The 13,145-nt window shown below is 40.0% G+C and carries 9 protein-coding genes; all 9 read right to left on the reverse strand.

Features of this window, described 5'->3' with window-relative positions; all coding sequences use genetic code 11:
- Window positions 1-8 precede the first annotated feature (8 nt).
- Window positions 9-1,163, reverse strand: a complete 1,155-nt coding sequence (locus tag BUB08_RS01270; protein WP_083570552.1) for a DUF4855 domain-containing protein — start codon at window positions 1,161-1,163, stop codon at window positions 9-11.
- A gap of 249 nt (window positions 1,164-1,412) precedes the next feature.
- On the reverse strand, window positions 1,413-2,306 hold the full coding sequence (locus tag BUB08_RS01275; protein WP_139249578.1) for a DUF5000 domain-containing lipoprotein: 894 nt from the start codon (window positions 2,304-2,306) through the stop codon (window positions 1,413-1,415).
- Window positions 2,307-2,326: 20 nt separating this feature from the next.
- Entirely contained in the window at window positions 2,327-4,300 is a 1,974-nt protein-coding gene (locus BUB08_RS01280; RefSeq protein WP_072998198.1) for a RagB/SusD family nutrient uptake outer membrane protein, read from the reverse strand.
- Window positions 4,301-4,311: 11 nt separating this feature from the next.
- Window positions 4,312-7,752, reverse strand: a complete 3,441-nt coding sequence (locus BUB08_RS01285) for a TonB-dependent receptor (RefSeq protein ID WP_083570509.1) — start codon at window positions 7,750-7,752, stop codon at window positions 4,312-4,314.
- 85 nt (window positions 7,753-7,837) lie between these two features.
- Window positions 7,838-9,070 (reverse strand): FecR family protein, encoded by a 1,233-nt coding sequence (locus tag BUB08_RS01290; protein ID WP_072998201.1) that lies wholly within the window; start codon window positions 9,068-9,070, stop codon window positions 7,838-7,840.
- A 254-nt stretch (window positions 9,071-9,324) separates the two neighbouring features.
- A complete protein-coding gene (locus BUB08_RS01295; RefSeq protein WP_072998202.1) occupies window positions 9,325-9,903 on the reverse strand; it encodes an RNA polymerase sigma factor in 579 nt (192 codons plus the stop codon).
- A 47-nt stretch (window positions 9,904-9,950) separates the two neighbouring features.
- The gene (locus tag BUB08_RS01300; RefSeq protein WP_072998203.1) at window positions 9,951-10,952 is read right to left on the reverse strand and encodes a Gfo/Idh/MocA family protein; all 1,002 of its coding nucleotides are present in this window, start codon (window positions 10,950-10,952) and stop codon (window positions 9,951-9,953) included.
- A 2-nt stretch (window positions 10,953-10,954) separates the two neighbouring features.
- Window positions 10,955-11,836: an SMP-30/gluconolactonase/LRE family protein gene (locus tag BUB08_RS01305; RefSeq protein ID WP_072998205.1), complete on the reverse strand. Its 882-nt coding sequence runs from the start codon at window positions 11,834-11,836 to the stop codon at window positions 10,955-10,957.
- 22 nt (window positions 11,837-11,858) lie between these two features.
- Window positions 11,859-13,142, reverse strand: coding sequence for a Gfo/Idh/MocA family protein (locus BUB08_RS01310; protein ID WP_072998206.1), 1,284 nt, complete (start codon window positions 13,140-13,142; stop codon window positions 11,859-11,861).
- Between the last annotated feature and the right edge of the window lie 3 nt (window positions 13,143-13,145).

Genomic DNA, 13,145 nt, shown 5'->3' on the forward strand with positions numbered 1-13,145 from the left:
TTAGAAGTTCACATCTGATATTCTTCGGGATCGATTCTGATATTATTGTTTTTAATTTGCCTTTCTGTTACAAATTTGCAAAACTTGTGATAAAGCTGTTGATCTTCCTCTTCATTCGACTTAAAAAGCTCATACAAGGTTCTGTTTCCCTGGTAGTATGCTAATCTTTTTGATTCCCATATTCCGTACTCTTTGAAAGCTTTCATGTAATTTTCGAGCCTGTACCCCCAATTTCCACGATCAATCATGACTCTATCGTCAAACTCTATTTCCATATCCATTCCGTTGGCTTTCGCGTCTTCGCAAGCTTTGTTGAGAAATGAAACAGGCCTGCTGTCATTGAAAAAATAGTTGGGTTGATAATAGGCATAATTAAAGGTGAGTCTTTCCCAGTCGAAAGCGCCATCAGAACCATGATAAGGAATCCATACAAAACCATATTTCAAATTATTTAGATAAGCTGATAGATCGGCCAAAATACCCCTTGAATTGGTAGCTTCTTCCGCAATCCAATAAAAACCGGCCAAATCAATGTTTTCATAGTTCATCTCTTTAAACTTCTTTCTTGCATAATCGATGTACCACTGACAGGCACTTATCCGATCGTCTGGTTTTGAAAAATCCAATAGGGCACCATTACTAACGCTTCCCCAATCTTTTTGTGTTTTTATAGGTTCCGGAATTCCGATTACTACTTTTCGTTTTTCTGTAGGTTTACCCAAGCGCTCTTTGGCACTCTCAACTGACCTGTTTAAAGCCCCCAGGCAGTACCGCGACTGAAAATAGTAATCAAGCAGTTTTTTCCAGTCGTATTGATTGGCCGGAACAGGAGTATATCCTGAGGCAAATGTTTTACCCTCGCCATTGTGGATCTCCAAAAATAAGAATGAATCAAACATCCAGTGTTCATTGCCCGATTCATCGACATTGGTAACGTATGGTTCCACATATTCTTCGTTCCATTCATGGCCCCGGTGTGATCCGCCGGCATACAGAAGAACCATGTCTTTGTTCTCTAAAAGTTCAGTCCTGTTTTTCTCCCATTCATATAATGAATTATCTTCCTTTTCTTCTTCTGGAGAAGGAACATAACTTGGAGCATTCTCCGAACATGCAGCGAACATAGAAAATATAACAAATAAAAACAGAGAATGAGTTCTCATTTTTTGCATTAGATAAAAATTAGATAACGATCAAATGTTTTCTGAAACGAATATTTATTTTAATGACATATTCTCCTTTCGTACTTATAACCGATTAGCGGAAGCGATACGACCAACAACATACTGCAAATAAGCCATATATAACCAAAATAGAAGAAATTAATTTCTACTCTTATGCCTTTATAAAAAAATTCAAGTAACATAAAAACTAATGTTTTTATGTTACTTGAAAAAAGCTAAACATAGAGTTTATTTATTCCATGCCCATAAAGACAATTCGCAAATTGAAATGTTGGTCAACGGAGGAGAAGTCCTCCAGTTTTGTCTGTTAATAATACGAAGATACCTAACACTTGGGCTATCATCCTTTTCAAAATGGACATTATCCCCTTCTGCGAAATCGGTTATGGTTGATGAAGAGTTATCAATATCAGCCAATTTTGTCCAATCCGACCAGTCACCGCTTGCTGGCGGCTCACCCGGTAACATATAGCCCCACAACTCATACTCTTTAGGACACGTGTGTGTATAAGCCCAATATAAATGAACTTTGAATTGCTTTAAGTCATAATAACTTCCATCATAACGCGTACCAATATCAAAAGTAAATGAACTTGTAGTCCAATAGTTTCTATAACCAATCGAGGCATAATCTTCCGGTTTAGACATATAGCCACCATCCCACAATACGCTCATAGGATCACCTCCCTGTGGTGAATCATTATTCAGATTATAAGCCATAAATTTTGATTTATCGATAAAAATAAACTCAGGTATTGATGCCGTTATTGTATAAGTTACATCGCCATAAAGATTGTTTACAGTAATCTCGTAGGGCTTGGTCAAATCAAGTGTCAGAATCGTATCTGTAGGGGCAATTAGTTTTGCTCTTTTTGAAACATTTAGCTTAACTTTTACTTCCTTCAGGCTTTTTAAATTGAATAATTCCAAAACAATTGTTTTGTTCTTATCTGATATTTCTGCATTCACAAATTCAGATCCATCTTCTGCTGTGACGGCTTTAAAAGGTGTCAGAACAGGGTTCAACGGAATCGACTCGTCCAGTTTATCATCACTACAGGATGAAAATAAAACAATTCCACTGCAAAGAATAATACTCCAATATAGAAATAGCTTTTTCATATTTATTCGCTTTTTTTTTATTACCACCAAGGATTTTGAACCAGTTTATAACTCTTGTTTATTTCATCTTCAGGTATCGGGAACAAATAAAATTCTTTTTTGAAAACACGGGTTTCAAAAGGTACCCTTTCGTAAAAACCAGTAAAAGAAAAACTATTTGCTGCCGCATCGCCTGCGCTGATGGCCATGCCCCACATACGTCCGCCGTCGCCCCACTTACGGGTGTCGGTTTCTGAACCCTCATCAGGCGTATGAGCGAGCCACCTTCTGCGTGAGGTCATGTAACGATCGCCTTCCATGCACAACTCAATTTGCCTCTCTCTTAAAATAAATTCGCGTTGAAGCTCTTTACTTCCAGCAATTTCAGGATTTGTTTCAAAAACACTTGGCACACCTGCTCTTTCCCGAATCATATCCCAATATTTGCGTATGTCAGCATTGCCCGGATCATATTCATTCAGTGCCTCTACATAATCCAACAAAATCTGAGCATACCGTATAAATACATCCATATACTGTTGCGGATAGGTGCGGTCGTATAAATTAGCCATCGGATCCACTCTCTTCTGGGCTAAGTAGCCTGTTCTTGAAAAGAAGGTATAAGATCCGGACTGACGCGATACTCCCCCATAATACAGTTCTGCGCGAGCATAACCATCCTGCTGACCAGTGCTGTTGTAAAAATTTCGTTTAGCAATATCATCCGGAATCTGGGGGATAATGCGCTTATTGTAAAGTATTGATGCGTAGAAACGAGGTTCGCGGTTCGCATACATGTTCCAATCTCCTTCCCAATGTCCCCACGCGTCACATTCCCGAATATCTGCAATCATTTGTTTACGCCCTTCTTCGGTACCAACAGCCCTGTTATTCGGATTCCAATGAGAGTTAGGCGATGTTGCGAAACCACTTTCCACATACCCCGATGTTGGATCCTCAATGGTTTTTCCATTTTCCATTAAGAAAGCATCAACAAGACGCTGTGTTGGGCCAACTCCGCCAAGTGTTTTCGGACCGGGAGTAGTATGTATCATCCAAGCCTCTGTATTTCCTATCCCATATTTTCCCCAAATAACCTCACTATTCCACTTTTTCAAGTGAACATCCACACATGATTTATACGGGTTAAATGCACCATCTCCGTTCTCGCTGTTCTTGTATAAACGAAGGTTGGCTTCCGGATTGTTTTCCGAGATATTGATGACCGCCCGGCTAGCTTCAGCTGCTCTTCTCCATTTTGATTCATCGTAGGTTGTATTGACCAGCAATGTGCCATCAGGGTTTTTAAAATTTGCATACTCTGCATTTCCGTTCCATTGCGGACTGGCAGCAAATGTCAGAACAGTTGATTTAACCGATTTACAAACGATCTTATTAGGTTTCCCCATCCATGTGGTATTGTTTTGCCAGTGAAGCGGTAGATCTTTCTCTGCCTCATCCATCATTTCCAAAATGTAGTCAACACATTCGTCAAATGGAGCTCGGCCCATATTAGCAAAGTCGGCGTCGTTTGGTTGCAGCTCTTTCATCAGGACAAAAGGTCCCCATTGACGAAGAAGTAACCAATAGTAATACCCACGAAGAAACTTCGATTCAGCCTTATATTGAATCTTCAAGTCTTCACTTAATTCACCACACTGATCAACATTACTTTCAAATACGAAAGAAGATCGGATTGCTCGATACAACTGTCTGTAGTAGGAATGATAATAATTTAAAGAGGGCGACCAGTTTCCCAAATTAAGTCCGTATGTAGAATATACTGTCCAGCTTAAATCAATTTCATCAGCTAATCCTATCCATGGTGCCTCCTGCTCTAGCCTCTCTATAGGAATGGTAGCATAGACATTAGCAAGGTATTTTTCAACTTCTACTCTGGAACTCCACACCATGTCATCTGTTTTCATATCATCGGGAAGTTTATCTAAAAAATCTGAGCAACCCGAAAAGAATAACAGTTGAGCTAAAAACAAACTTATAATAATTTTTTTCATTTTCTTTTTGCTTAAAATGTTGTTCTAATACCGAAATTTATTTTTCTTGGAATTGGGTACCTGCTCCCATTTGATGATGCGGTTTCAGGATCCCACATGTCCCAAGGTGCAAACACGGCAACATTACTGGCTAACACATGCACCCTAACAGACCGAAGACCAACACGAGAAACTAATTTATTATTGAATGAGTAGCCTAACTCCACGTCAGCCAATCGAAGTAAACTTCCATCATAAATATTGCGGGTAGAAGGCTGCCAGTTGTTACTTGATCTCCCATCAGAATGTCGCGGATAAAACGCATTCGGATCTGGATTATCCTCTGTCCATCTGTCCAGAGCTTTTTCGAATACATTACCTTTCCCCACACCTTCACTGAATGGAACGAAAGTGCTTCCTCCCAATCCATATGAAACTCTTGCCTGACCGCGGAAAAAGATACCGAAGTCAACTCCGTTCCACATAAGCTGTGTACCAAAACCATAAATAATTTCAGGAATATTGGTGTAACCGATGGCCGTTTCATCATCAGCGTCAATAACGCCGTCCTTGTTGATATCTTTATATTTTACATCCCCCGGACGAACAACTCCAAATTTCTGCTCAGGACTATCGTCTATTTCTTTTTGATCTTTAAATAATCCTTCTGCAATAAGACCAAATTGTTGCCCCAGCGGATGCCCTGTCCTCATACGATATTCATACTCCATCTGAGGTTCATCCATTTCTATAATCTTATTGCGAGTGAAGGAAAAGTTACCATAAAAACGATAAGAAAACTTATTGATAGTTTTGCTTAACTCCAATGTTGTTTCTACACCTCTATTCTCCATAATCCCCATATTGGCATACGGAGTCTGATTTAGACCTGCAATAGCAGGCATAGAACCACGTTGAATTAAAATATCAGATCTTCTTTCATGAAAAAGGTCTACATCCATATTAAACGCATTCTCAAACAATCCAAGTTCAAAACCTACATTCTTCTTTAATCCTTTTTCCCACGTAAGGTTCGATACTCCAATTTGATCTTCTCCAATACCGGAAACTACAGTAGGATTAAAGCCAAAGGCGTAACTACCTAGACCACTGCCCCAAGTGGATAAATAACCGTAACGGTAGTTATTTGGCAATGCATCTGATCCCACTAAACCTAGAGAGGCTCTAATTTTCAATAGATTAATCACTTCTGGATTCCAAAACGATTCATTTGAAATAAGATATCCTACGGCACCTGCGGGGAAAAGGCCGAAACGATTTTCTTTGGGAAAGTTTTCAGATCCGTTGTATCCCAAATTAAATTCTCCGAAATAGGTATCTTTAAATGAATATGTTCCTCTAAAAGCTACTCCTTGCTTTCTGTAGGGCAACGCCATAATTGAACTACCTGCGGATCCGTTAATGTAATCTCGCTGATAATACATAAACATTCCACCAACCCGGTGATTCGTGCCAAACGACTTATCGTAATTCAATTGGGCTTTTGCTTCGATAGCTCTATCTGAACCAGCACTACTTGAGTATCCGAGAAATTCTTGCCCTACATTCACTTCTTTTACAATCAAATCACCTGTTTCATCATCTATGCCATCAACAGAATAAGATGAAGAAAGCTTATTCCTGCGCTGTATGGTATTGTTGTTGGAGTCGAAAGAGAAAAATCCTTTAAAGTTCAACCCATCCAACAACATCGACAAATCCTGATTCAGTACCACCTGACTCGTTATTTGGGTATTAAATCGGGTGTTATAACCAGAACCATGTAAACGTTCCGCAGGGTTCAATTCGCCTACCTGACTGGGCGCTCCCCATCCCCACTCTACAGAACCATCAGAATTTTTACCTACAGGAAGACGGACAGGGCTTGACAAAGGTGTTGACAGATACGCCCAATAAAACAATTCGTCGGAAGGACTACCAAACCACCTACCATAAAGCGATCTGTTACCTACTCCCGGTTCATGAATATCTATAAGGTTAGCGCCCAGTTCCAGATTAACTATTGTAGATTTCGTTATCGTAATATCAACATTTGAACGGAAGTTATATCGCTTTAGATTAATATTTGTGTTATAATCATTCAAGTCATAATCTTTAAAATTCCCGTTATCTTCCATAAAACCACCACTTATAAAATAACGAGCTCTTTCTCCACCACCTCTGATTGTAATGTTTGCATTGGTATTGTTAGACCATTTTTTAAAAATCTGATCAAACCAATTGACATTGGGATATAAAAAACGATTTACATCTTTTTCAAGATAGTTTATATATTCTTTAGAATAGTTTTCCTGGCCAAAAGCTTCGTTGTAAAGTCTGGCATAATCGGCTCCCCCCACAAATTTTGGCATATTAGGCAGGTCTGAAATCCCTGATTCTAACTTAAACTCAACGACCGGTTTTTGTGCAACTCCTTTTCGTGTTGTTACCAATACAACGCCGTTGGCTGCCCGAACTCCATAAACAGCTGTTGCAGAAGCATCCTTTAATATAGAGATAGATTCAACCTCTTCAACCGAGATGTTGGTCATATCTCTTTCAACTCCGTCCACCAAAACCAATGGACTTTTATTTGATCCCAGCGTTGCAATACCACGAACCCAAAACGATGCATTGTCATAACCGGGTTCCCCGGATCTTTGAACAATAGTTGCACCTGCAATTCTACCTGAAAGTGTTGAAACAAGTGACCGCTGAGGGATTGCTAGTTCTTCCGTTTTTATAGACGAGATTGAACCAATAACACTGGCCTTTCTTTGAGACCCCATCCCTACGACAACGGCCTCTTCCAGCAATGTAACTGCTTCTTTCAAAATTATATCAATCGCTAATTTTTCTGTTACTTCTACGGTTTGTTTTTCAAACCCAATAAAGGAGTAAACTAAAACATCTCCTTTTTTTGCTTGAATAATATAGTAGCCGTCAAAATCCGTAATTGTTCCTTTTAAGGTTCCTTCAACCGTGACGTTAACTCCGGGAACGGGCTGCCCATTTACATCCGTTACTTTACCTCTAATCTGTAACGAACCGTCCTGCTGGAACTGAATACCATTTGTTGCGCGACCATCAATCCCTTTATTTCCTCTCTCTCCTTCTCCCAAAACAACTATCTGCCGATCGTAAATATGGTAGAGATTACCGGTATTTCTAAAAGTCTGATCAAGAACTTTTTCAACGGTTTCATCTTTTACATTTACGCTTACCCGACGATCTATGTCAACCCATTTTTCGTTATACAGCAGAATAAATTCGCTATTCGCTTCGATATACTCAAATACCTCCTGAATTTTTACATCTTTCAATTTCAGATTAAATTTGGCAGCCTGCGAATAACTTTCAGCTGAAGAAACAATCAGCACAGAAAACATTAGGATTGTTAATAGCTTCATTTTTAACACAATTTTAGACAAACTTCCCCTTGGAAAGCAGCGTAATTTTTGCTTTTTCTTCATACTTTTGTACAGTTTAGATTAAAATTTTTAATTTATGCAAAAGACCGGTGGGCGGGCAGGCCTGCTGGTCTTACTTTCTTTTACTTCAACGCCGGTGCATTTTCTCCATCTTTTTTTCTATTATAATTCTATTTTCAACTATTCTAAAATTAAAATCTGCAGCGTCAGCCAAAGCTCTCATCACTATATCCAGAGAATTTTTCAAATCAAGTTTTCCTGAAATTTTATCATCAACAGGGTAACTGGCAGGATATTGTATTTGAACATTATAATATCTTTCCACCTTCTTTAATACAGAGATAAGACTTTCCCTACGGTATTGCAGCCATCCATAGATCCAGGAAACGTATAAATCCACGTCAGGTTCATCAGTCACAATAAATTCATTTTGCCCCTTTTCAAAACTTGCTTTTTGGTTGGGCTTCAATACAATTCCATTTTTTTCAATTCCAAAAGCGTTAGGCTTATTTAATACCACACTTCCTTCCAACAAAACAGTCTCAATTTTCGCATCACCCGGGTACGCAGAAACGTTAAAATGAGTTCCCAAAACTCGGATATCAACATCACCCGTTTTCACAATAAAGGGATGTTCTTCATTTTTCGACACCTGAAAACATGCTTCACCTTCGAGATAAACCTCCCTGTTTTTTTTGGTAAACCTCGACGGAAAAGCCAGCCGGCTTCCTGCGTTAAGCCATACTTTAGTACCATCAGCCAGCAGAAGCTCAGACTTTTTGCCAAAGGGAATGACTACCTCGTTCATCTTTATTGTCCTGGCTTTTACATTTGAAGTTTCATCCATTTGAATAATGCTATCATTTACTAAAATACGAGCATTAATGTCATTAAACGCAATAATGGAGTTATTCCTTTTTAAAAAAACTTTTTCACCGGAAGGAAAAATCATCCGAGCTTCATTCTTTGAGTATTCAGAAGATGAAACGAACTCGTACTTTTTATCTTTATCAGACAAATAAAAAAAACTAAAAGTCCCCAACGAAACAATAATCAATACAGAAGCAGCCCAGCTGAGTCGTCTTCTATTTTTCAGCTTCCGCACTTTTTGTTTGTACCCTTGCTCATATTTATCGATACTTCTCCAAATTTCCAAAACTGATTCGTCTCCGAGTGAATCATATTCATCCTGTAACAAAAGAACTATTTCTTTTGCTTTCAGTGCCCGTGAATAAAAGTCAGAATTCGAAGCAAAAAACCTTTCCCATTCACTCTTGTTTTCCCCTCGCAGAGCCCATGATCTAAAAGATTTTTCCTCAATAAGCTGTTCTTGGCTATATTCTAAAAAATTTTGTTTCATTCAATTTTCTAACAGTTTTATATTAACAGAAAGACATCTCCGTTATTTTTGTGGACAGAATTACTCATCAAAAATTAAAAACTTTTTAATTTTTTCTTAATCAATTTTCGATATTCTTTAAACAGAACTCGACAATCAATAAATATTTCAATAAAAAACACAATTTACACAACGCGTCTTATGAGTCATATACTCACGTCAGACAGGTAAATATGACTAAATAAGCTTATACAGGAAAAGCTTTCTGAGAAGAATCATTTTTGGGTAAAGCCAGTAAAAAACAAAAAAAGCTCAGATGGGGGAAGAACCTCTTTCAACGCTTTCAGCGCCCTCGAGACCTGCTTCCGGGCCGAATTGTACTGCAGCTCCATAATTTCGCAAATTTGCTCGTAATCGAAATTACAGGTAAACTTGTAAAACAATACTTCTCGCTGTTTAGGAGTAAGTTTCAACAATGCATTTTTTATGGTTTTTTCTCGTTGAGATAGCACTTCTTTATGTATAAAATCATGCTCGGCAGAATAAACAATTTCGGCAGTCAGTTCATTATCATCTGAATATTCCAATGGCAACCTTTGTTTAATAGCTCTGGCCAGTTTGCGTCGAAAAGACGCCATCAGGTAAAAACTGATGTTGTCAGTTTCACCCAAATTATCTTTTGTTCGAATGAGATCAAAAAACAAATCCTGTATCACATCTTTCACCAGTTCATCGTCCTGCGAGAATTTTTTCCCGTAGCGGTAAAGCATTTGAATATATTGAAAATAAATGTGGGACAAAGCGTAGTTCTCTCCATGTCGAAAGTCGTCCCATATTTTCTTGTCAGGTTTCATTTAGTATTCATACAAAAAGGACAAAGATAAATTCAAAAAAAACGCTATCAAAACTTATCTGTGTGCCTGTAACAAATTTTGATACTGTCCAGTGCCGATTCGGGCGTACATTTATCCGGCCACTTGTTTTCATTTGCACATGCTACAAAGTAATTGAGCTCGTCTGAAAAACCATCATTTGCATCGCCGGCCGGAACAAGGCTTGTTTCAGTGTCGGTTGCCACAATAATGTTCTCCGGGTCTTTCGGGGAATACGAAATACTTGCCTTTTGGAAGCGCGCTGAAAAACCGGCCTGGAACGGAAACCCGGCATGAAATATATTACCGCCTTCTACTCTCACCCGAAGTTTTTTGCCGTTGTACTTCCAGGTTCCGGAAACATAATCGTGGTTGCTTAACTGCCCGGGCAGGCAATCAGCTGCAATTTCGTCTGGAATTCCGCAAACACTTTGTGCAAAATCAATATCGTGAATAACCAAATCGAAAAGGGCACCACCAGACGAGCCGAAGTTTTTCTGCCGCTCTTTCCATTGTCCCCATGAAGGAACTCCGGAAAAACGCGACAATGAAAGAAACTCCAATTCACCAAATTCATTCGTATCGATCCAGTTTTTTAGCGTCTGATAGGCCTGCATAAACCTCACCACCTGCCCAACCATCAATATTCTTTTTTTCGAACGGGCAAGTTTAATCAGTTCGTCACCTTCTGCAACATCGAGACAAAACGGTTTTTCAACAAAAACATGTGCACCAAAATTAAGGGCAAGCTTAGCCAAAGGAAAATGCAGATTGGTATGCACCGCAATAATGCAGGCATCGGGGTTTTCCGTTTTCAGGCACTCCTCAAAATCCGAATAAATCTTAATCCGGGAAAGCTGCTCTTCACTTATGGAACCGGTGGAAAAATTACCCGACTGCTTTTTCAGGTTACTAAAAATAATATCAGGATTTTTATCGACGATGGCCGCCAAATTTAAATGTGGGTTTTTGAGAATATTTCCGGCATGCGTCATTCCCATAAACCCGAAACCGACTACTACAATGTTCATTTTTAATCTACTCCTTTTACGTTCATTTTTAATGTATAAACTGAGGTTCTGGCCGTAACAAACAAAACATTCCGTTTTTTGCCGCCAAAACAAACGTTCGACGGATTTTCGGGAAACTCAATCTCCCGAACCAGCTCTCCCCCGGGAGAATAAACCCAAACTTTTCCCATAGTGAGATAAACGTTGCCTTTATTATCGATTGTCATTCCATCGGAGCCGTGAGGTGCAAAAAAAGTTTTGTTCGCCAGCGTTCCGTCAGGCTGAATATCGTATTTCCAAATTTTCTTATCATTGATATCGGCTACGTATAGCGTTTTCCCATCGGGCGTACCAATTAATCCGTTTGGCTGTTTATAATCGTCAATAACGCGAATTATTTTACCCGCCGGATTCAGATAATAAACACCGCGCACATCCTGTTCTTCCCCGCGGCCTTCTTTCCACCATTTTCGGTGGTAATACGGGTCGGAAAAATAAATACCTCCGTTGGGAGCAATCCACAAATCGTTAGGTGCATTCAGCAACCCATCGTTGTAACCTTCGTGAATAAGGTGGAAATTTTTATCATCGTCAAAATACCCCAGTTGGTTATGCAAGTCGGCGCAGGTAACCAATTGCTGTTTTGCATTGAAATACAATCCGTTTGAACGACGGGCACCTTCCAACCACATCGAAATGCCGTCTTTTTCGTCCCAAACAAAAATTTTATCGTTGGGCTGATCCGTAAAATACACTTTGCCATCAGCGGCAACTGCCGGCCCTTCTGTAAAAGAAAAACCGGTTCCGGCTTTTTCCACAACTGCTTTTTTCGCTACAATCTCATTTTTCTGTGCAAAAACCAAAGCGGGAATCAAAAACAAAATCGAAGTAATAAATATTTTCATTTTTTAGGATTTTAAAATTGGATTAAACTTCCGGTCTTTTGTAACCTTGTCGGTATGGTCTGGCTAACAGTTTCTCCGCCGCTGAATTGCCTCTGACTGTTTGCGCAGCAGCATCCCATTTCACGTCACTTTCAGTATAATACGATGCCATTGCCAACTGCACTGTTGTTGTCGATTTCCACGCATCTTCTATTTTACAACTCAGCACCTTACTGTTTCGCTCCTGAACCGCACGAATAAACTCAGCCACATGATTTTGCTGCATATCGGGCGAAGGTATGTTCATTTCCTGCTGCTGTTGATTCTTGCCTGCAGGCATCAAAACCAGTTTATTGTCTGACGCAAAAAGTGTCGCCTTTTCCCCGTAAAAGAAAACGCCATTGTTAAACTGAGGATTCAAATCACCGCTTCCCCAAAGCCGGTGCTGCCAGATAACCGGACATCCGGCAAAATGCATTGTTGAATTCAGCGTGTCGGGCGTGGTAATTTTTCCGTGCAAAATATCGAGGCTACCGTTAGTTTGAAAAGACTCAGGAACATCAAAACTCATTATGGTTCGGATAATATCGATGTGGTGAATGCCCCAGTCTACCAAATGCCCGTTGCCATACTCTTTTTCCAGCCGCCACGCTTTGTGGCCGATGCTTGGCCGGTAAGGCAGCTTTGGCGCCGGGCCGCACCACGCATCCCAGTCGAGCGATTGCGGCGGCTCCTGAACAGCAGTGTCGCCGGGCGCCGGATTGTAATGAATCTGTGCCCCAATCTGATGTATTTTTCCGGTTGTGCCATCTTCAATCAATTGTTTGGCTTTTTTAAATGCAGCGCTTTGTCGCCGCTGAAACCCAATCTGAACAATGTTCCCGGCCTCTTTTGCAGCTTTCATCATTGCTTTACCTTCCTCCACATCGTAGGCCAGCGGTTTTTCGCAATATATGTCAAGACCTTTTTTGCAAGCCGCAATAAACTGCAATGCGTGCCACTGTGGCGGCGTTCCAATCATCACTGCATCCAGGTTTTTTAGCTCCAATAAATCGCGGTAATCCTTAAATTCTTTGGGACGATTCCCCTGTGAATTTTCAATTTCGCCGGCACTTTTTTGCAGGTGTTCCGAATCCACATCACAAACGGCAACAACCTCTGCCCCGCCCGCTTTCAATGCAGCCGTTGTAATTACCATGCCATACCAGCCGCAGCCAATAAGCCCGATTTTAATTTTTGTATTCCGGGAGAAAGCAGACACATGAAATGCCGCAACCATGCCCGCAGTTCCGGTTGCAGTTTTTTGTATAAACGACCTTCTGTCCATATT

Origin of the sequence: Mariniphaga anaerophila, assembly GCF_900129025.1 — a bacterium.
GTDB classification, from domain to species: domain Bacteria; phylum Bacteroidota; class Bacteroidia; order Bacteroidales; family Prolixibacteraceae; genus Mariniphaga; species Mariniphaga anaerophila.